This is a genomic window from Ensifer sp. GW101-20A05 (assembly GCF_059424735.1).
In genome coordinates this window covers 14,608-35,663 of sequence record NZ_JBWKZT010000028.1, presented here as the reverse complement: position 1 = coordinate 35,663, position 21,056 = coordinate 14,608, and the positions used below count along the sequence as shown (strand labels likewise).

General features: G+C 58.3%; 15 protein-coding genes, 3 pseudogenes and 1 riboswitch. Of the genes and pseudogenes, 5 read left to right on the top strand and 13 right to left on the bottom strand.

Going from position 1 to position 21,056, the window contains the following annotated elements:
• Positions 1-276 precede the first annotated feature (276 nt).
• From AC070A_RS33450 to rfbC, 5 genes and pseudogenes are all read right to left on the bottom strand, one after another.
• Positions 277-417, bottom strand: a pseudogene (locus AC070A_RS33450) (IS5/IS1182 family transposase); the annotation flags it as partial.
• Positions 418-567: 150 nt separating this feature from the next.
• Positions 568-1,434 (bottom strand): glucose-1-phosphate thymidylyltransferase RfbA, encoded by an 867-nt coding sequence (rfbA, locus tag AC070A_RS33445; protein WP_492384143.1) that lies wholly within the window; start codon positions 1,432-1,434, stop codon positions 568-570.
• Positions 1,431-2,351 (bottom strand): dTDP-4-dehydrorhamnose reductase, encoded by a 921-nt coding sequence (gene rfbD, locus AC070A_RS33440; protein ID WP_492384142.1) that lies wholly within the window; start codon positions 2,349-2,351, stop codon positions 1,431-1,433. The genes rfbA and rfbD overlap by 4 nt, the downstream gene beginning before the upstream one ends.
• On the bottom strand, positions 2,348-3,409 hold the full coding sequence (rfbB, locus tag AC070A_RS33435; protein WP_492384141.1) for a dTDP-glucose 4,6-dehydratase: 1,062 nt from the start codon (positions 3,407-3,409) through the stop codon (positions 2,348-2,350). Before rfbB ends, rfbD begins: the two co-directional genes overlap by 4 nt.
• 48 nt (positions 3,410-3,457) lie before the next feature.
• Complete coding sequence (gene rfbC, locus AC070A_RS33430; protein ID WP_492384140.1) at positions 3,458-4,021, bottom strand: dTDP-4-dehydrorhamnose 3,5-epimerase; 564 nt, start codon at positions 4,019-4,021, stop codon at positions 3,458-3,460.
• A gap of 488 nt (positions 4,022-4,509) precedes the next feature.
• Between rfbC and AC070A_RS33425 the strand changes: the two genes are divergently transcribed.
• Complete coding sequence (locus tag AC070A_RS33425) at positions 4,510-5,589, top strand: FkbM family methyltransferase (protein WP_492384139.1); 1,080 nt, start codon at positions 4,510-4,512, stop codon at positions 5,587-5,589.
• A gap of 16 nt (positions 5,590-5,605) precedes the next feature.
• On the opposite strand, the gene AC070A_RS33420 is transcribed toward AC070A_RS33425, so the two are convergent.
• Both AC070A_RS33420 and AC070A_RS33415 read right to left on the bottom strand, forming a co-directional pair.
• Complete coding sequence (locus tag AC070A_RS33420) at positions 5,606-6,556, bottom strand: hypothetical protein (protein WP_492384138.1); 951 nt, start codon at positions 6,554-6,556, stop codon at positions 5,606-5,608.
• Between the two features lie 65 nt (positions 6,557-6,621).
• Entirely contained in the window at positions 6,622-7,761 is a 1,140-nt protein-coding gene (locus AC070A_RS33415) for an FkbM family methyltransferase (RefSeq protein ID WP_492384137.1), read from the bottom strand.
• A 501-nt stretch (positions 7,762-8,262) separates the two neighbouring features.
• Here AC070A_RS33415 and ltrA point away from each other — a divergent pair.
• The 4 genes and pseudogenes from ltrA to thiD all read left to right on the top strand — a co-directional run.
• Positions 8,263-9,025: pseudogene (gene ltrA, locus AC070A_RS33410) on the top strand (group II intron reverse transcriptase/maturase); the annotation flags it as partial.
• 8 nt (positions 9,026-9,033) lie between these two features.
• Positions 9,034-9,675 (top strand): annotated as a pseudogene (locus AC070A_RS33405) (M20/M25/M40 family metallo-hydrolase); the annotation flags it as partial.
• 121 nt (positions 9,676-9,796) lie between these two features.
• Positions 9,797-10,078, top strand: coding sequence for a hypothetical protein (locus AC070A_RS33400; RefSeq protein WP_492384136.1), 282 nt, complete (start codon positions 9,797-9,799; stop codon positions 10,076-10,078).
• Positions 10,079-11,108: 1,030 nt separating this feature from the next.
• A riboswitch (TPP riboswitch) is annotated at positions 11,109-11,211 on the top strand.
• 252 nt (positions 11,212-11,463) lie between these two features.
• Positions 11,464-12,273 (top strand): bifunctional hydroxymethylpyrimidine kinase/phosphomethylpyrimidine kinase, encoded by an 810-nt coding sequence (thiD, locus tag AC070A_RS33395; RefSeq protein WP_492384135.1) that lies wholly within the window; start codon positions 11,464-11,466, stop codon positions 12,271-12,273.
• Positions 12,274-12,429: 156 nt separating this feature from the next.
• On the opposite strand, the gene AC070A_RS33390 is transcribed toward thiD, so the two are convergent.
• From AC070A_RS33390 to AC070A_RS33365, 6 genes are read right to left on the bottom strand one after another with little or no spacing between them, the layout of a single operon-like run.
• Complete coding sequence (locus AC070A_RS33390) at positions 12,430-13,731, bottom strand: glycosyltransferase family 4 protein (RefSeq protein ID WP_492384134.1); 1,302 nt, start codon at positions 13,729-13,731, stop codon at positions 12,430-12,432.
• Positions 13,728-15,947 carry a hypothetical protein gene (locus AC070A_RS33385; RefSeq protein WP_492384133.1) on the bottom strand — a complete coding sequence of 740 codons (2,220 nt, stop codon included), beginning with the start codon at positions 15,945-15,947 and terminating at the stop codon, positions 13,728-13,730. Before AC070A_RS33385 ends, AC070A_RS33390 begins: the two co-directional genes overlap by 4 nt.
• A 10-nt stretch (positions 15,948-15,957) precedes the next feature.
• Positions 15,958-16,689 carry a hypothetical protein gene (locus AC070A_RS33380; RefSeq protein WP_492384132.1) on the bottom strand — a complete coding sequence of 244 codons (732 nt, stop codon included), beginning with the start codon at positions 16,687-16,689 and terminating at the stop codon, positions 15,958-15,960.
• Positions 16,690-16,699: 10 nt separating this feature from the next.
• On the bottom strand, positions 16,700-17,962 hold the full coding sequence (locus tag AC070A_RS33375; protein WP_492384131.1) for a glycosyltransferase family 4 protein: 1,263 nt from the start codon (positions 17,960-17,962) through the stop codon (positions 16,700-16,702).
• Positions 17,959-18,804 (bottom strand): class I SAM-dependent methyltransferase, encoded by an 846-nt coding sequence (locus AC070A_RS33370; RefSeq protein ID WP_492384130.1) that lies wholly within the window; start codon positions 18,802-18,804, stop codon positions 17,959-17,961. Before AC070A_RS33370 ends, AC070A_RS33375 begins: the two co-directional genes overlap by 4 nt.
• A complete protein-coding gene (locus AC070A_RS33365; RefSeq protein WP_492384129.1) occupies positions 18,801-21,053 on the bottom strand; it encodes a glycosyltransferase family 2 protein in 2,253 nt (750 codons plus the stop codon). The genes AC070A_RS33370 and AC070A_RS33365 overlap by 4 nt, the downstream gene beginning before the upstream one ends.
• Between the last annotated feature and the right edge of the window lie 3 nt (positions 21,054-21,056).

Below are 21,056 nucleotides of genomic sequence, written 5' to 3'. Positions count from 1 at the left end.
TCATGGTTCGCGCGTGTCGGTTCCGGTACACACCATATGACGACGCAGTACGCAATCCCAGTTGTCACCAGGATTGTGGAATAGGCGGCACGTGATCGCTGGCAGAAGTGGGCCTATTATTTCTGTGGTTGCCTCTGAGTTGTAAGCGCCAAGCTGGGGCCAGATGGACCGCGCGGTTATACTGGATGGGCGGCTGATATTCGCTCGACCGAAGTTGCGCCGCGGTGGCAAAGGCTTCCTTCGAAGCTTGCCGGAACTTGGTACTACGGCGTCGACTCATAAACTTTGGCACCATATTCTTGTTGCGACGAGCTTTACGGCGGCGAGGTAATTTTCCGGGCGCTTGTCATATCGGGTTGCGATGCCTCGGAACTGCTTGATCCTGTTGAAGAACCGTTCCACGAGATTGCGTTGCCGTAGCTTGGCTTCGAGCAGATCCTAGTCATCGGAATTTGCTTTCCGGTCTTCGTAATCACCGAAAGTGAAGTGCCATTGGGCGAGATCAACTGCGCAACTCAGCGTCCGTTCCAGCGACCTAACCTATCTTCTGTTGGCGGTGCGGTAACGCTAAGTGTTCAGAAGGCTGGTTAAATAGCGCCCGTAAGACCTATTGCCAAAACAACTTGCAAGCTTTTCAAGTTGCTCGGTATCAATCAACCCAAGTCGGTAGGAAATTTCCTCAGGGCACGCAATTTTAAAGCCTTGCCGGCGTTCAAGCGTTGCCACAAATTCTGATGCTTCGAGAAGGCTATCCGGTGTGCCCGTGTCGAGCCAGGCATAGCCTCGCCCCATCCTCTCGACATGCAGCTTTCCCCTCTCGAGATAAGTTCGATTGACATCTGTTATTTCCAGTTCCCCTCTTGCAGAAGGTTTAAGATTGGCAGCGATGTCTACGACGTCTGCATCATAAAAATAGAGTCCTGTGATGGCCCAATTCGATCGCGCTTTCGTAGGCTTCTCTTCTATTGCGACAGCTTTCATGTCCCCGTCGAATTCGACGACGCCGTACCGCTCAGGATTGCTGACGTGATATGCAAAGACCGTTGCCCCGCAATTGCGCGCCACGGCAGTCTCAAAGAGTGTTGTGATGCCGTGCCCAAAAAAGACGTTGTCACCGAGAATTAGACAAGATGAATCCCCGTCGACGAACTTTGCCCCGATTATATAGGCTTGTGCAAGGCCATCCGGCGATTGCTGTTCGGCATAGGAAATGTTTAGTCCCCACCTCGAACCGTCGTCGAGAAGCAATTGAAAACTAGGCAGATCCCGCGGCGTGGTAATGATAAGAATATCGCGGATTCCGGCGAGCATCAGTGTTGAAAGAGGGTAGTATATCATCGGTTTGTCGTAGATTGGCAGCAATTGCTTCGAGCTCGCCAACGTCATGGGGTGCAGGCGAGTTCCGCTGCCGCCAGCAAGAATAATACCTTTCATTCGGTCGTCTCCGTCTTTGCTCGTATGCTTATTAGGCGTCTGACCGTTTCCCCTACCGAGTCCCGCCAGTGGGGCAAGCAGATGCCATGATGCATGGCAGCGCGCGCGCAGCTTAAGCGAGAATTTGCGGGCCGCCGGGCGGCAGTCGGATAGTCAGCAGATGAAATTCGATTTACGTTGCTGAACGATCCACCCAAGTATCGTGATACTCTAAAGACTTCTTCAGCGAGATCCGCCCAACTAGCGTCTCCAGTTGCGGCCAGATGAAAAATGCCGCGAAGATCGGGGTCATCGGAGTTCAGCAAGTTTTTGCCAATGAGCAATATAGCTGTTGCGAGATCTAGTGCCGACGTGGGATTTCCGAACTGGTCATCAACTACACGAAGTTCGTCAGCCGTTTCGGAACTGCGAAGCATTGTCCCTACGAAGTTTTTTCCGAAGGGACTAAACAGCCAGGCGGTTCTTAAAACAACGTAATCTTGTGTATTCGCGGCGACTAAGCGCTCACCGTACAATTTGCTGAGGCCGTAAACCCCCAATGGGTTCGTTAAGTCAGCCTCGGCATATGGCTCTGTTTTTGCGCCGTCGAATACATAGTCAGTGGAAAGATGGATGATTGGAATTGCCATTTCATTTGCGACAGCTGCGAGTGCCCCCGGTGCTTCTGAATTTATCTTAAATGCTGTCGCCGCGTGACTCTCTGCGAGGTCGACAGATGTGTATGCCGCGGCCGAAACTAATATATCGGGGGCAGCAGTTCTGACGACGCCGGCAACCGTTTCGGTATTCATTAAGTCAAGATATGGTCGACCGAGCGTGATAACTTCTAAATCCTCATGCGCCCTCGCTCGCTCAACCAAACACTGAACTACTTGTCCCGACAAACCTGTGGCAAGTAAACGTACCGGCGATCTCATTTCGTGGTGCCCGACTTCAAAGTTTCAAGATGGACGCCATCATGGTGTGTACGAAGTGGGCCCCACCACCACTGATTAGCCAAGTACCAATCGATCGTCTTCTCGATTCCACTCTCAAAGCTGCAAAGTGCTTTCCAGCCGAGTTCCTTCTCCATTTTCGCGGCGTCGATTGCGTATCGCAAATCATGCCCAGGCCTGTCCTCGATAAGCTGGATTAGTTCCTCGCGCGGGCGATCCGCAGGAACGAGCACGTCAAGAGTAGAGCAAATGAGCCGAACGACATCGATATTTCGCCACTCATTTCGGCCTCCAACGTTGTAAGATTCCCCGACACGGCCCCGCTCCGCGATTGTGTCGAGGGCGCGGGCATGGTCTTCAACAAACAGCCAGTCTCGAATGTTCGTGCCGTCACCGTAAAGCGGTACTGATTTACCCTCCAGGGCGTTCAGGATAGCTAGTGGGATCAGTTTTTCGGGGAAGTGAAACGGCCCGTAGTTGTTTGAGCAGTTGGATACCAGGACGGGCATATTGTAAGTTCGAGCCCATGCTTTTGCGAGGTGATCGGACGCCGCCTTTGACGCGGAATATGGCGAACTAGGATCATAGCGCGAATTCTCAGAGAACAACTGACCCTCCGGTAATGAGCCGTATACCTCATCGGTCGAAACGTGAAGAAACCGAAACTTGTGCCGGGTCTCACCTGTCATGGATTGCCAATACGTTCGGGCGCATTCAAGCATATTGAAGGTCCCTAGCACGTTCGTCTGTACGAATTCGCCGGCACTGGAAATTGAGCGATCCACATGGCTCTCGGCTGCGAGGTGCATGACGCGATCGGGCTTGAATGTCGCGAATGCCTCGGCGACGGCTCTGCCATCGCATATATCAGCTCTGAGAAAGCGATATGAGGGGTTGTGCGCAACCGACAGAAGCGAACTAAGCGTTCCGGCATACGTCAACTTATCGATATTCAACACCTCATATCCTTTTTCTAAAATGAGGTGTCGAATGACTGCCGACCCGATAAAGCCGGCCCCACCTGTAACAAGAACACGCATAGGCCCAGTGAACTCCACTTGATGTAAATAGGTTCGTTTTGCGAAGCTTTAGGAGCTGTATGCAAAATTAGTATGTATCTCACTTAGGTTCGGCTGGGTTCGGTCCTTATCTGATAAAATGGCTTCGCTCGCAGAGACGGGCCAATCGATCCCGAGTGCTGAATCGTTCCAGAGTAAACCGCGGTCGTGATCTGGGCTATAATAGTCAGTCACTTTGTAGCTAATCATTGTTTTGGGCTTCAGCGTGCAAAAGCCGTGCGCGAACCCCGGCGGTATCCAGAGCTGGCGCCCGTTTTCTTCAGAGAGTTCCGCAGCTACGAAATTTCCATAGTTTGGTGATCCGTTTCGCAGGTCTACGGCCACATCCCAAAGGGCACCCGAGATGCAGGACACCAGCTTTCCTTGCGCTCGCGGTGCAAGTTGGAAGTGCAGGCCGCGCACGGTGCCGACACCCAGAGACATTGACTGGTTGTCCTGAACAAAGCGATAGTCTCCGGCGATTGTTGCGAAGTGGTCAACCCGAAAGGTTTCGGCAAAGTAACCGCGCGGATCTCTCAATCGATTCGGAGTAATCAAGAAAACGGAAGGAATAGCGGTTTCCTCGATTCGCATAAGAAACACTCCTCTCGCAGCGTTGAGTGCAAATGATGGCAACGGTTCTACCGCGACATTTCGAAGCTGGACGTAACAGCATCATGGCAGGCTGGCGCGTTAGAAATCATCACGCTCAAAACAGCCGGCTACCGAGTCACCTTCCGATATCCTTGAAGATGTTGGCGCAAAATTTGGTTTCTTTGCAAGTTGCGTGGTTACGGTCGCGCACGAGCTATGCTTCGGGCGTCCACTGCAACTGACTGCCAACAAGAAGAGCGGCGACGAGAGAAGGCGATTTCATCGAACGTCTCCATTCCAATTTGGCGGGGTTAGAGAGTCGGGCGCAACATCCGGCGACGCGTCGCGGCGCTTCTGGCGCTTCTATCATGAGACTCAGTAATGTGATAGCCGAGCGCTCTGAACGGTGAATTGCCTCGCGTTAGGTGTTGCGATGACGGGTCAATGCGCTAAAGATCGCGCGACTGCCCATCGTTCCGGAGAAGACCATGTCGCAACTGAATGTCGATTTCCATTCTTTCGAGGAAGCTCTCGTCAGAAGCTGCTATCGAGTGCTTTTAGGCCGGGAACCAGAACAGGCAGTGATCGATAGCCACAGCGCGCCAAAAGTTTCGGAGGAGCAAGAGCGCGCGGTTATGAACATCGTTAGAAGCATCGTGGCCAGTGAGGAATACCAAGCAAAGGTGGGGGGGCTGCGGGAAGCTGCGCCCGATGATGGGTCTCTTCTTCTGACTGCAAACCTCGTGATAGGCGAGCGCGCCAAGGTTGAGGATAGTATTCGCCGCCGTTGCATGACCAGCTATCTCGGCAACAATACAGCGCTTTGCCGAATGCTTGGACGTTATCATCTCTTCGTCGACACCAACGACGTTGGCTTCACACCTCACGTCATGCATCGTGGTATCTGGGAGATGCCCTTAACCGAATTCATGGTCCGAAACATAAAGCCCGGCATGCGCGTTCTCGATATCGGAGGAAACTTCGGATACTACTCTATTTTGATGTCGGACCTTGTCCAGGACACCGGACACTGCGACGTCTTCGAGCCAAATGTACTGGCCGCGGGCCTGCTTAAGAAGTCAATCGCGGTGAACGGATTTAACGATCGCGCAAGGGTTTTCGAGATCGCGCTCAGCGACGTCACAGACAGATCGATGAAATTCTACATTCCGACGAACGAGCCCAAAAACGCCCGATTGATGGAAGGCTATGATGAGAAGCTGGCCACAGAAGGACGCTTTGTAGATGTTCCGGTAACGACCGTCGACGACATGGCCGGCCACCTCGGTTGGATCGACTTCATCAAGATCGATGCCGAAGGCGCTGAGCTTGAGATTCTTCGCGGCATGTCAAAGACCATTCGCGAGCAGCGGCCGAGTATGATGATCGAACTGAACTGTGGCCGTGGGTACGATGCCCGGCCAGTCCTGGAAGAGCTTTGGAGCGTCTATGGAAAACTGCAATATCTCGGCGGCGATGGTCGTGCACACTTGGTCGGCATCGACGCCATCTTGAAGCAGAAGGTTGGGGAGGATTGGCTGATTTATGTCGAGCGTCCAAGGTCATAGACCGGTGGGAAACTGCTTATGTTTTGAACATTCTCACGCCTTTGAACGTGATCTTGGCGCCCGCAACGATGCCGTCAACGTGGACTCGGAACTCTGTGAGCGCCCCGGGGTCGGAATTTGTGAACTTGAGCGACTCGGGTCCGCCCTTGTATGCCATACTCAGGCTATCGCGGCTGGAGGATGCCAAGATTTTACCGCCCTGTGTGATGTCCACCGTCAGATTGAGCCCCGGAACGGCAACCTTAGTGTCATACTTGAGGTCAAAGCTGACCTCGTACAAGCCGATTGGGTAGGGGCGGTATGGCCCATAGATAATGTAATCGCCCGTGATCTCAAGGTGTGAGACAATCGTGCCAGATTCGAGCGTACAACCCTGAAACAAGAAGTCTTCCGCAGGTATAAAGAAATCCGATTTCTCTCCGTATAGCGCTTCCGGTGAAGATGCCGTCGATCGGCGTTCACGGGGTCTGTTGCCAGAGTTTTCTCTAAGATAGTCGCGGATCAACTCGTGGGTGTACTTGTTCTTCTGTCTGCCCTGAATCGACAGCCAGAAATCGGCGTCCATTTTGTTGCGCAGATCCTCGAGTACAATGGCGATGTGTTCGTGAAAGTCATCTCGCTTCTGCAGGTCGATCCTCCCCTGGAGATGAATTTCCTCGATCCGTTCGTGCCACCGCTCGGCCGTATAGAGCGATTCCTGCAGAAATTGGTGACGTACCTCCTCGGCCAACGCCCTATTCTGACCCCGAATAGGAGGTGGCAGAAAGACAATGAGCGGCATGTACGACTGATAATCCGGAAGGCCGGTTAATGGATACGGTGGTCGAGCCATTGTAGCGGCGGCAGCGAGCGAGTTGTCTTCATGCTCGTTCGGCAAATCCCGAAACTCAGTTTCCGATGAAGGCTGATTCTTACGTTTTAACGCAGTCGCCAGCCTAAATCCTTTGCGAAACACCACATTCTCCATTCTGTCACTGTCTCTCCGAAGTGAGGAGTTACGGATGTCGGCGATTGAGTCAATCGCTGATCCATTCAGGACGCCGTCTTAGCGGCGTAGATCATCCCCGCGAAGGGGTCATGCAACTGCGTTGTATTGAAGACGGAGAAACCGCTTTGTAACAGGTGATCGATAAGGGTCTCGTCGGTTTTATCTGGCGACCACCACTTATGCCACTCGATCATGATGATATTTACCTGTGGTAGGAGGCCGCTCGATGCGAGGTCGTCAAGTATTGCGAATTCTGAACCCTCGCAGTCCATCTTTACGACGACCGCCTGTCCGGCCGCCTTCGCTGAGTAGATAATGTCTGTTAGGACGCCTGATGCGGTTTGGAGTGAAATGGTAGTACCTCGTGCGCCGCCATTTCCGCGAATAGACGCACCGATCGTGGTGCTGTCGTCGTACATCACAGTGTTGGTGGCGGTCTCTGCAGACAAGCCGAAATTGTGGGTCGTGATCTTGTCCGATATCTCTGGGTTGAGCGCAATGTTCTCCATAGCCCTCAAGTAGGGCGCGCCAAAGGGCTCGAAAGAATGGACCTGTTCCACTGCGTCGCGTCGGGCGAAATAAAGAGTGGAAAACCCGACATTCATACCAATATCAATGACGCAACAGCGCTTAGACAATTGAAAGTTGTATGTATTAAGGATGTGCACCTCATCTATAATCTGAAAATCTTCGACGCTTTTGAGGTGCATTCTAATCCCATTCATAGTCAGGACGAGCTTGCTCTCAAAGTTGGATAATCTTCCGCCGTACTTGACCATGTGTAGAAACTGCGACGAGGTCTGGAAGAAAAATTCGTCGAGAACAACAGGGTTGTTTCGCGACCCCGTCACCCCAAAGTAGTCGTTCTCTGCTTTCAACGATCGTTCGCCTATCCGGAATTCAGACCTTCCATTACTAGCGACTCTGAACTCATACGTGCCGGGCGTGTCGACCTCGAAGCCTAGTTCAATGATTCCGGAGTTGCTTTTGAGGGACAAAGGTGAAAAACCAGCTTGCGTCAGGATGGTTTCCCCGAAGTCCCGGCACACATCGACGTGCCCACAAGTGATGGGAGACATTCCATCAGCATCAAGGCAAAACCGAGCAATGTAACTGCCGGCCGGAAGGTCAATGTACGGGCCAAACAATGGGAACCCAGTCTGTCCGATCACCGACGAAATCATGCTCGTTTCTTTCGTTGAACTAACCGGCAGGCGCAACATAACAAGAATGAAGCAAATCACTGTTGATTTGTCGAGTGAATACGGGCCTTCTAAATCCTGCTTGACGAAGGGCTAGTCAATAGGATCATTCTCGGGTAGTTAACACGCATGGTAACGAAGGCGCCGATCAACGGGCCGCCGGGGCAGATGAGATCGGCTCTGGCCGTGTTACCGCCCCAGGCTTGCGTACGACCTCTGCGCGGCTATTGAATTTGATTTGTGCTAAGGCTGCGGTCTGCGGCTCTTCCCCACATGTATCGAATGATTACACGCAAACAGTTCTAGCCTGAAGAGCGCTATGCATTTGGGGTTGTGACCGACCGCGACGTTAGCGACGAACCAATTGCACTGCACCGTGAAGATGATTACCGAGAGCTGGCTCGGGAAATTTGGACAGCACGGACCAAAGGGACATCGTCATTCGACTCTATTCAGCGGGCAACCCGGCAGGGGAAGACCTCCATGGATAGGGTGAAGCCGTATTGTATCGCTAAACGCGAAGTGTGGGAGGCGTACAAGCAAGTGAAGGCCAACAGAGGGGCGTCTGGAGTGGATGGGCAGTCCATCGATGACTTCGATAAGGATCTGGGTAAGAACCTCTATCGGATCTGGAATAGAATGTCCTCCGGAAGCTACTTTCCGTCACCCGTGCGGCGCGTTGACATACCAAAAGGCGACACTGGAGGAACCCGGCCGCTCGGGATTCCGACGGTCTCAGACAGGATCGCCCAGATGGTAGTCAAGCGGCACCTGGAACCGATTCTGGAGCCGGTGTTCCACCGGGATTCTTACGGATATCGGCCTGGGAAGTCAGCACATGATGCCTTGGTCAAAGCTCGGCAGCGTTGCTGGGCCTATGACTGGGTGCTCGACCTCGACATCAAGAGCTTTTTCGACGAAATCGATTGGGATCTCCTGATGTGAGCGGTGCGGCTGCACACGGACTGCCCATGGGGGCTGCTCTACCTTGAACGGTGGTTGCAGGCGCCTGTGAGCATGCCGAGTGGTTGCGCGAGAGAGAGGTACTCCGCAAGGGGCTGTGGTTAGCCCCGTGCTGGCGAATCTCTTTCTTCACTACGCGTTCGATCGCTGGATGCAGAGGGAGTTTCCGACCATCCCGTTTGAACGCTATGCAGACGACGCGATCTGCCATTGCGTAAGAAAGGAGCAGGCGCTTGAGTTACGTCAAGCGCTGGAACGGAGGTTTGCGGAGTGCCAGCTACAGAAGCGGCGCTGCGCACCGGTCCGGTCAATTGCGCTTCGCGCGGTATGCGCATTTCGCTGTCCGGCAAGACGGCGCATGCCTCGACGCCGGAGGACGGCATTGCGCCGACTTTCGCTGTTGCCGCGCTGCTTTCCGGCCTGACGGCGCTCGGCAACAACGGGCCGCTCGACGAGGATTATACGCTGGTGACGGTGACGCATGCCCGCCTCGGCGAGGCCGCCTTCGGCATCAGCCCCGGTTATGCCGAGATCTGGGCGACGCTGCGGACGCTGACCGACGAACGCATGGCCGATCTCGTGGCCCGCGCCGAGGCGCTGGTTGCCAAGGAGACGGAGGCTGCGGGGCTGAAGGTTACGATCGGCCATGAGGACGTGTTCCACCAATGCAGCAATGCGGAAGCGGCAGTCATCGCGCTGGAACGCGCCATGGACGAGGAGGGCGTCAGCCACGATCACGGCGAGGGCGTGTTGCCGATGAAGGGCTCGGAGGATTTCGGGCTCTTCGGGCGGGTGGCGCCCGCGGCGATGTTCTTCCTTGGCGCCGGCGAGAACCACGCGCGGCTGCACAATCCGGACTATGATTTTCCTGACGAGCTGATCGGCATGGGCGCACGGGTGTTCATGCGGGCGATCCGCAATGAGCTGGGGTGAGGGCAGCGCCGGAAGGTCGCTTGCTCAACGGTTGTTGTGATGGCACTCTCAGAAATTGCGCAATTCCCGACGGAGAGCCGTTTGCGCCGCGTCCGGATTTGCCTTCAGGAGGACCAAATGGATGAGCCATTTCAGCTTCCGTGACGCGGTTTGCCTCGCGATCACCATGGCGGGAATGGCGAGCGCTTACGCGGCGGATATGCCCGTTGCAGATATCATTCCTGAGCCGCGACAGACTGAGAATGTTAGTCTGCAGGACTTCATCAAGGCCAATCCGGATTGCCTGGAGTTCACCGACCAGTGCTCGCATTGCGCGATCGTCAACGGCGTTGCCGAATGCTCGACGGCGGAGATAGCTTGCATCAAGCGAGAGAACCAGTGCACTAAGCGGACAGCTAAATAGAACATTGCGGTCAGAAATTTCCTGCAGCCGTTCAGCAACATGCAGGGACCGGTTTCCTACGCTGCCTTCCGAAGCTCCGAGATCTTTTGGAACTCTGCCAAGATATCTGGCGCTTTTTCCTTCGTCGGCGTATGTCCACGCGATTTCGAAGCGACGCTTGGCGGGCAGCGCTCGATGGCGGCGATCTGGTTGTCGGTCGAGTACTTCTGATGCTCGGTCGACATCCGAACGTAGATCGCCGCGCGAACCTTGCGTCGCTCGTCCGAGGGGGGTGTTCGTCGCCGTTCTCAGTCCAACCGATAACCATGACGTGCCGGTATATCATGTGTGAATTGAGGTCAGAATGCCGGAGTATCGACCGGGGAGGTGAGCAGTATGGTTCCGAATACAGGCACAATGGTTACAGCATCAGCGCGCGCCGCTAAGACGACTACTTTGCCGCCGTTGCGGCGGCGCTGCGTCACGAATTGGGTGGGGGAGGCCGTGCGATAAAGACGATCATGCGCTGGCCGAACGACGAGATATTGGCTAGCCGGCGATCGCGGCCCCGACCGATGGCACCTCATTCTGCTGGCCTGATGAAGTGTTGCAGGTCGTGCTCGCAATGGCACACCGCGATATTCTGTCTGTCACACCCGAACCGCGTGCAGCGGAAGCCGCCTTGGACCGAGCAAGTGCAATTCTCAAAACATTGCGGTGATATGATGCGATGAGGCGCCTAACATCTATCGTTATGCGTGGAAGGCCCGTCGCCACTGAGTGAATCGGTAGTGCTGCCGACCAAATCACTCCGGGATTGCATAGGCTCGCGTTCGAAATCCCCTTGCCTTAACGGCCTTCAGGTGGATAGTCTGCCAAGGTCTGTGAAGTCGAACGCTCAGACGGAAGGCTCCTTATGCTCTCGAGGCAAAAGGGGCCTTTTTGCTGGTTGTTTCCTTTCAGGTCCTCCGTCTTCCGCGTCGAGCCGACGCATATACGGGCCCGCTAAACTCAAGCAATTGACATCCCCTGCCACGCTCCCATAGCATTCATGCCTGCCGAGGGGCGCACCTGACAGTGCTGAGATGGCGGTGAGCCAGACCCTTGAACCTGATCCGGATCATACCGGCGTAGGAACGGCAAGGGCCTCTCTGGCACCCCCGCGTCTTCGCCGTTCATCTGGATCTCCGTGATTTTGGTTTCGGGAGATCGCTGGTGCCAATACGCCGTTTAGAATGTAGCGACGAAGAACTCCGGGGGACGGGACGACCGACCCATCGGCTCAATCTGTCGGATTCTTCGAGGTTGTATGGAAGACCCGCCTCAGTTTGCGCGTGTTTGAGCCGGTGGCTTGAGTGCGCGCTCGACATCATTGGACCCGCTTCTACATTTCAGCGGAGCCAGGCATGACCTCCATCGCCGTTACCATCGCAGGCTCAGATTCCGGTGGCGGTGCCGGTATCCAGGCGGATCTGAAGACGTTTTCGGCGCTCGGCGTCTATGGTGCCAGCGTGATCACGGCCATCACCGCGCAAAACACCCGCGGGGTCACGGCCGTCGAGGACATCTCGCCGGCCGTGGTCGCAGCCCAGATCGATGCGGTGTTTTCGGATCTCGCCGTCGGCGCGGTTAAGATCGGCATGATGTCCCGCCAGGAGACCATTGCTGCGATCGCGACCGGCCTGAAGCGATACGGGCATTTAGCAGTCATCGATCCGGTGATGGTCGCCACTTCAGGGGACATTTTGTTACGTCCGGATGCGATCGCGACGCTCAAAGAGGAATTGCTGCCGCTTGGGCTTATCGTGACACCGAACCTGCCCGAAGCGGCACTGATGACGGGGCGTAGCGTTGCCGAAAGCGAGACAGAAATGGGCCGCCAGGCGGAGATGCTCCTGAAGCTTGGTGCGCGCGCCGTGCTGATGAAAGGCGGGCATGCCAGCGGCGACGAAGCGGCTGATATCCTCTTCAACGGGGACAACGCTTTGCGCCTGTCGCGCCCGCGGGTTGAAACGAGGAACGATCATGGCACCGGCTGCACGCTCTCTGCCGCAATCGCCGCCGGTCTTGCCCGTAGGCAGACACTTCAAGACGCGGTTACCGCCGCCAAGACCTATCTGCATGAGGCGCTTGTTGCCGCAGCAGCGCTCAAAATCGGGCAGGGTCGGGGACCGGTTCACCACTTCCATCGATGGTGGGAACCGAACGGCGATTAATTCCATTCCGGCGCTTGGTGCCGGTTTCACCGTTCAAGTTGACTTTTAAAAAACCAGGCCATTCCATTGCCCGATAAGCAATGGAATGGCCGTCGAGTCGGGAAGTCGGTCACTTGTAAATGCAATGTGAGAGACGAGGACAGAGCGCTTTTCGGTTCAGGCCACAGCGGCGCTCGGGTGAACCGGCTGCTCCTCTTTGAGCAGTTTCCGGTAGAGCGCGACATGTTCGCGGCCGCAGTCGACATGGCTCATTGGGCGCCTAAGCGTTGCCCTGAGGTTGTCCCATGACCTTGGCGTGCTCAGCACATCGATCAGTCGATCAGCAAGATCTTGCGCGCTGCCGGTCCGGAAATGATAGCCGTCCAGCCGGTCGCGAACCTTCTCGGCCATGCCGCCGATGTCGGAGCAAATGATCGGCCTGCCATGGTGAAGCGCCTCCTGGATCACGATCGGTGAGTTTTCCCACCAGACCGAGGGCATCACAACCCAATCGACCGATCGCATCAGCCTCGGCATGTCCTGGTTCTGGTAGGAGCCGTAAAAGCGGACGCGACGGCCGGCGTCCTCGATCAGTTTCGCGACGCGCTCCTGATACTCGGTCGGCTGACGCTCGAGGTTGCCGCCGAAGATCATCAGCGTTGAATCGTCGCCCCAGATATCGTCGGGCACACGCGATACCGCGTCGATCAGCACGTGAACGCCCTTGAAGGGCGTCATCTGCCCGAAATAGGCAAAACGATTGCGACGTGCCGTCGGCGCAGGCAATTCACGCGCGGGCGTCTTTTCACCCAGGACGATGCCGTTTTCGATCACGAAGATCTTCTCGGCAGCGATGCCCCACTCGACATAGCGATTGGCGAGAAAAGCACTCGGGGCGGTGAAGGCGTCGGCAAGGTTCAGCATGCCCCGCACGAACTGCTCACGCCGTACGAAACGCGAAACCGGGATTTCGGGGAAACACGTGTGGCAGCTGATTGGCGAAGCGCCATTGCAAAGCTGGCCCGAGGACCGCTTAACCATTTGCCCGTGGTTGTGACAGATCGGCAGGTACTCGTGGAAGGTCACGACGATGCGTGCTTTCGGCAAAGCGTCGCGCACCGCATAGAGCGCTTCAAGCCCGAAGCCGATGATATGGTGAAAGTGGACGATGTCCGGCTTGATGTCTCCCACGAAGCGCAAGAGGTCGCGGCGGATCGCGTCGGTATCGCCGTTGGACAGGAAGAAATGATCAAAGTCCTCGGCATGGTAGAGCACTTCGTCCATCGCCAGGCGAAGGCTCATCAGCGCCGATGCGCCGTGGCGCGGCACGGGATTTCCGACGCGGGCAAGGTAGATCGATTCGATACCCGGCAGGCCGTTCAACGCCTTGTGCAAGCCGTGGGAGGCGATCTCGGCGCCGCCCAGCGAATGGGTCGGGTGGCCGTGCGAGACGACCAGCACGCGGAGTTTGTCACTCATGTCGAAACCTCATTATGGGTCGTGTTCTCTGGCTCGACGGTCTGCATCCAGCGGCCGCGAAACAGCGTCTGATCGACACGCTCCACGTACCTGGCCGTGGCTGCCGAAACGGCACCGGACGCTTCATCCGACCCGAGCATCTGCAGGGCGGGCAGCCAATAGGATTCGTAGCCCCTGCGGCTCAGCCTCAAGGCGAAATCCAGCCCATTGAGAGACGCACCGAGATAGGCGGGCGATAGGCCGGTATCGTCGAGAAGCGCCTTGCGGGGCATGATGCAGCATTCGAGCGACGCGGTCGCAACCCGGGTCAGCTTTAAGCGGTTCACAGCGCCGACTGGATAACCGGCATACCGGCTCGACTGCAGATGATCCGCGCGATCGAGCGACGAACTGCCGGCCCAACGGATCGAATGATCCTCATAGGCAAGGGTCGGTGAAATGATGCTCCCGCTTCTGGTCTCATGGTTCATAACAAGCGTCTGGTACCAACCGGGATTGGCGGGCGTGAGGGAAGCAGACAGCAGGATGACGGTCTCATTGTCGATTGCCTGCGCCGCAGTCCGCGCCAGGTCGGTTGCATCGCCCGAATCTTCGACAGACACCAGACGCAGCGGCAAGCGATAAAATTCCGCAAGTCGCCGGATGCCGGCGGCGCGCCGGCGAAACTGTTCCGATTGCAGGACGAGCACGATCGGTGCCTGCTGCGTATGCGGATCGAGCGCCAGAAGACCCAACAGCGCGGCAAAATCCTCCTCGGCCTCTCCCACGGCGACAAGGATTGCCGCCCCCACAGCCTCACCGAAGCGGCCAATGTCGATGACGGTCTCGATGGTCGGAGCATCAGTGCGAGCCGCAGTGATGAACGGAACGATCTGGCGATCGACGATATCGGGCAAGGCCCAACTGGTCGGATCGATGGCGTTGAGCAGCCGCAGCGCCGAATGCCTTGCCGGCAGCCGTGTCGGGTGAAGCGGCATATAGGCGCGACGAGAATCGCGAAGAGTGACTTCGAGGTGAAGGGGTGCTGCCGGATCGCCGACGAGGCCATCCGCGAAAGCGATGAAACCGTGCGAACGGCGATGTCCGGATATCGCGCCCTTGAATTCCGGCCGGTCCACGAAGGCATCTTCCACGTCCAGCCGCTCGGTGCGGGTCCAGGCGCCATCAAGTCGCGCCCCGGCGCGCCCCCGACGCAGCCGAACGCTCTGCACATGATCGTCCGGATCCAGCATCCAGCCCGAGATCAGGAAGGCGCCTTCATCGCCCTGATAGAGTGCGTCGACGCCGAGTCGGACCGGAACGGGGAGGATTGAGATCGTTTCTGTACCGTCAAAGCCGTTGGCCGCCTCGCGCAGGCGCAACAGCACCTGCGGCGAGCTCTGGCTTTGGAGCAGCATCGCGCGAAGATGACCCGGCGTTTCAAGGGGGCCCGCAACGAACTTGCGCTCGTGGACCGGCGCATAGCGCCAGGCGCCACGCCCACGATAGAAAATGCCCTGGATGTCACGCGCCCGCGGAAGATCATCCGCAGACAGGAGGCCCAGAAAGCCGACCGCGTCTTCCGGTGCGTCGTTGCGCGGGAAAACCGCGATGCTGCACTCGGCGACCGATGCGTTTTCGGCCCGGATGATGATCCGGCTAACGCCGGCAGCAATGTCATGCGCCCAACCCTTGAGCGCGATCGCATCATCGTGGCTCTCACCGAGCAGTTCTATGTAGCCGTCTTTCGCGGTTCCCGCCTTGAGGAGGGCTGTGATCGCCGTCAGCTTCCGTGGGTCGAGCGGCGGCTTCATCAACACGTCCACCAGGCGGCCAAGCACGTGAACGACCTGCGGGCCGGCGAGCTCTTTCAGCATCGCGGCGACGTCACCTGTCGACACGGTGCGGGGCGCAACGACGTAACGTTTGCCGCTGCCTTCCCTTCCGAAGCGCAGCGTTGCCGGCATGCCACGCACTCCCTCGACCGGGATGAGCGCGGCGAAACCATGGGTGGCGGTGGCCTGTGGAGTGGAAAGCCGCCAGCCGATGATGGCAGCGATCGCCTGGGTCGCGGGATCTTCGTCGATCTCGACCGGCAGCTGATCGGCCATCGGGCCGCCGGCGCCGATCACCAGCAGCAAGGCTTCGTCGATCGGGCACACCACGATCCGTCCGCTGCGCATGATCCGGGCAAGCGGTGCCGGGTTCGGCGAAAGGGAAAGCTCCTGATTGGGCATGATGCGCCCCTCAGGTCCGCAGGAGAAGCGTCAGGATCGCACCTGCGGTAAAGCCCGCAAGCACAAAGAGAAGCAGAAATGCCGGCTTCAAGTCTCCGTTCGAGCGTTGCTTCAAGGCATTGAGGCTCTTTTCCATGCCAGCCACAACCCCATCGAGACGCATCAGGTGCACGTCGAGATCGGTCAATCGTTGGGTGATTTCTGTACGCAGGCTCGCGACGTCGTCGCTGACAGCGGCAAGTCCGGCCGCTTCGCCTTCCTCGCCGTCGTCGAGCTTCTGGCGGATGGCTGAGCGCTGAGAGACCTGGAGTTGACGTTGTGCCGCCATCAGCACATCGAGCTTGTCGAGCACTTTTGCCAGCGGAGCGGCGATCAAAGCCTCGGCCGCCTGTTCGTCGGGTTTGGGAACGCGAAGCGGCAACTCGCCGCCTTTTTCCGTAGACGCCATGACAACCAGTTCGCCGGCGCGGGCGCTGGCCATGTCAGGCAACGCGATTTCGAAGGCGTGGTTACCGTCGCCGATCCCGTTGCGCTTGAGGTCGGATCGGTTGCGGTCGGCCAGTGCCTCGGCGATCACCTTGCCATCAAGCAGCACGCGAATGGCGAGCCGTTTCTCTGGCGTCTCAGGATCGAATGCCCAACCGAAAACGCGGCCCTGGTCGATCGCGTCCACCCGGCCCTTCAAGGGCTTTGCATTGTTTTGTTCCGGTGCGACATCCGGTTTATCGACTACTACAGACATGGTCATTCCTCTAGGCCGCGGCGGTTCGTGCCGGCTCTATCTTATCGATGAGCGTGAGATAGCGGCGGGCAGTGGCGTCGATATCATCGGGTTTGCGGGCGTTCGCCGAAAGGCGACGCCTGAGATCCGGGTTTTCCGCGATGCGGCGCATGGCGGCGGCAAGCGCCCGCGGGTCGTTGGGCGTAACGGTCAGGCCGCTCACACCGTCCTGAACCATTTCGGCCATGCCGCCGATATTGCTCGCGATTACGGGCTTGCGCTGGGATTGCGCCTCGCCAATGACGAGCGGCGCATTCTCCCACCAGATCGACGGCACGATGGTGCAATCGACCGCAGCTATGAGTTCGGCAATGTCGTCGCGGCGGTAGGCGCCGCGCTGCTGGACGGTGGGGGCGGTCTTCTTGAACAGGCGGGCGATCTCGTCCTTGAAGCTATCGCTCTGGAACGGCGCGCCGCCGTGTACCCTGAGCTCGAAGCGCAGGCCCTCGTCGATCAGTTGCCGCGCGGCCTCAAGCAGAACGGTGGTGCCCTTCCAGGGATTGAGGTTACCGAAGTAACCGAAGATCGGCCGGTCGTTTTCCTGTCGATCCTTCCGGGTCGGAAGGTCCCGCCGTGGCAAGCCATTCGCGATGACATCGATCTGCTCTCCGTCGAGGCCCCAGTCGATGTATCGCTGCCTCAGGAACTGGCTCGGCGATACGAAACGATCCACCGTGCGCAACAGCGCTTTAAGATGCTGCTCGCGAAGCACGAAGCGGTCGAGCGGGATATCCTTGAAGCAGGCGTGGCAGCGGTCGGGCGTCGACTTGTGGCAAAGCTCCTTGCCGCTGGTTCGCACCATCAGTCCGTCATGGTGGCAAAGCGGATAGTAGTCGTGCAGCGTCATGACGATGCGACACTCGGGCAAGGTCCGGCGCACGATGTGCGGAAACTCGGCGCCGAGCAGCAACAGGTGGTGAATGTGGACCACGTCCGGTTGGAAATCGCGCAAAAGCTCGGTCAGATCAGGCACGACGCCATAGAGGTCGATCTGGCTCATGAAGAAACGGTCGAAGTGACCGGACCACAAAAGCACCTCGTCGCCCTCAGAGCCAACCGCCTGGAAGCTCGTGCCTGGGCGCACCTGCCGATGGGTCTGGTTGGTGGCGCCGAGGAAGAGTACCTCATGGCCGGCGCGTTGATAGGCGCGGAAGAGGTCGTGCGCGAAAATCTCCGTACCGCCCGGATGGAGTGCGGGATGATTGTGCGCGGCGACCAGAATGCGCTTCTTCATCCGTTTGCACCCCGGCGTTCGGCAACGAAGACATCCTGGTAGTGACCGGCATCCTGCCCGCGCCAATGGCCGAGTGATTTCAGGATGGTTGAAAAGCCCGCCCGTTCGAGCGCCCGATCGAGAAAGCCGTCATCGAAACCGACAGCGGCAAGCGGCGGCAGGCCCGGCACGAACCAGCAGGGACCATCGCCGCTGCGATTGAAGCCAAGGCGCGGATCCCGCCTGCCGTTTTCATTCTTCGCGGCCCCGCGATCGACCACGAACGCGGTCACGAAAAGCCGGCCACCGGACTTCAGCATCCGGCTGATCTCGCTGAAATAGACAAGCACTTCGTCCGGCGGGAGATGGGTGACGATCGACGTCATGATCGCGAAATCAAAGGTTCGATCCGGATAGGGGAGCTTCAGCGCCTTGCCGTTGATCTTGCCCATGGGATTGTAGAGTTCGTGGGCAATGTCCACATGCTCGAAAGTGAAATTTGGGTAGACCGGCGTCACGGACTTGCGGCACCAGGCGACACCGCCTTCCACGGGATCGACGCCGACGTAGCGGGCGCGATCGGCATCGAGATACTGTGTGAGCGGAACTGCCATCCGGCCGATGCCGCTACCGATGTCGAGCACGCTGCTTTCCGGCTGCAATCCGCCCATGCGGATGAAATGGCCGAGAAACTCGGCGCCAACCGCCCGGTAGTTGCCGTCTCCGACGAACACGCTATTGCTGTCGGGCTGTGGCAGGAAACGATTGTTAAGAACCGTTTGAAGCATCCCGTCGATGCGGTCCTCGTTCGGCTGCCAGGCCGTTTGCAGGCTCTCTGCGTGGCGAAGTGCGGGTTGGTTCATGCGGCGCTCCTGGCGGCAGTCTTGTGACCGCTCGGCGCTGCCGCCTCTTCGGCGCCGAGGTAGGCTGGCATCAGCGCGCTGATGTCGTCGTTCCAGCGTTCGGTGTGCAGCCATGCATTGTACTGGCTCGCAACACCGCGCGTGTAATCCTGGCTTCGGCTGATCGACCGCCGCTCCAGATGGTAAAGGCAGGCAGCCGGCTCATAGACGATGTCGAAGCCGGCCTGCCGGATCTTGAGGCAGAGATCGCTGTCTTCGTAGTCGCCGATCACGAAGTCCTCGGCATAGCCGCCGACGAGTTCCCATACCTCCCGGCGCATGACCTGGCAGGCACCGGTGACGCCGGGCACGACGCGCGTCTTTTGCGCGGGCGCATAGGCACCGGGCATGCCCTTGTAGAAATGGTGGTTCAGCCAGATGTCCTGCTTGTTGCGGGCAAAGTAGAGACCCGCGTGCTGCAGCGAACCGTCCTCGAAGAGAAGCTTCGGGCCGATCGCGCCGACCGACTTCTCTCTGAGCACCGGGAGTGCAAGCGTCTCCAGCCACCCCGGCCCGCAGGGCACGACATCCGAGTTGAGCATGACGACGACGGAGCCGCGGGCATAGCGCGCGCCTGCGTTGCATGCACGGGCATAGCCACCATTGCGGTTCATCACCACCAGCTTCATCGATAGCCCGTGCAGCAGGTGAAAGCCGCCGAGCAAGTGCTCAGTCTCGTCGTGGATTTCAGGGGAATCCAGCACATAGATGATCTCGGCGTTGGCGGCGACAAAGGGGTCGGTGGCGAGGCCTGAGAGCTGGAAGCGCAGAAAATCGAGGACGCGGTAGAGTGGCACGACGATCGAGACCAGAGGCGCCTCCAGCATAGGACCGAAGTCCTTCGTCAGATCGACCCTGATCGTCTTTCCCAGTCTTTGCTCCACGTCCTTAAGCGCGGGCGCGAGGATCGTGCGGAATGCCGCATCGATGGCGTGCTGTGGCGGAACAGCCCGCAAAATGCGGTTGCGTTGTGTCGCAGGATCGAAGGGCTGCGGCTTCGGCACAAGCGATTTCACGGCGCCGGAGGCAAGCCGCATCTGGAAACGGGGCTGAAGTAGGGCGCCGAGCGGTTCGCGCATCGGCAGCCAGCTGACAAAGCCCGTTACATCGGTCTTCGAGCCTTCTTCCGCACCGCGGGCCCAACCGGGGAATTCATACCAGTTGGCGTCAAGCGGTAGCGCAGTGCCGTCTTCCTGAAGATAGTCGATCCCCGAGTGCACGCCGGACGGGTCACGGGTCCAGCCGCCGACCAGTAGCCCATCGGGGAGCGCGAGCGCCAGATCGATCTCTGCACCGGGGTGGAGTGGGGATTTTCCGGCCTGGCGTGCCGGCAAGGGCGAACGAAGCTGCAGGTCGGTTGCGAGCGCCGTCCCGCTTTCAGGGATCGCAGAGAGGCAACGAACGGCGAATTCCCTGAGGCCTGGCGCGGCGCCGTGTTCGGGCCACCATTCCTGGACGCTCGGAGAGCGCGAACTGCTATGGGCGACCTCGCGGATGGCAACGCCACGCTTGCCCATGATCATGAGAGAAAGTGCCTGCGGCGCGCGTGGTGTTTCGAGCACGAAGTGGCAACGGCGCCAGCCGCGCTCCGCCCGACCGGTTATGGCAAACTGCTGCGGCAACGGCAGGACGGCGTCGGCGCTCAGCGCGTAGATCGCACTGATTTCGCCAAACTCGGCGCTGACGGTCGTTTCCGCCAGGTATCGGCCATGGGCAAGCCGGCACGCGATCGTCGCGGGGCGCTGGCCAAGGTTCAGCGCATGGATCGTGTCGTCGACCAGACCGGTAAAAAACTCGTCGCGGGAAAGCCGGAATGCGCTGCGCCAAACGGTGAGCAGGGTGTTGAGAAACTTGAAGCGCCCCTCCGGCATGAGGCTGGCGAACTGCGCCGCCATATCGAGGAACGGAAGCCGGCCAGCCGGTTCGAGGACGACGGTCTGAAGGACATCGTGATCGACGGCAATTTCCGCAAGCTCGCGCTCGTCTCCGGGACGCATTGCCCAAAAGACGCGTTGCCCGCCGTCGGCGCGCGGGAGGGTCATGCTGACAAGAGGAACGAGGGATCGCGATGCAGAAAGCGCATATTTGGTTTTCGCCGGCAGGTCTGCGGGTGCGTCCCAGATCAGCACAGCAACATCAAGGCTGAGCCTGAATGCCACAGCACCTGCGAACTCCTGGCTGAGGCTCCTGATACGGTCGTCTGCCGTCACGCG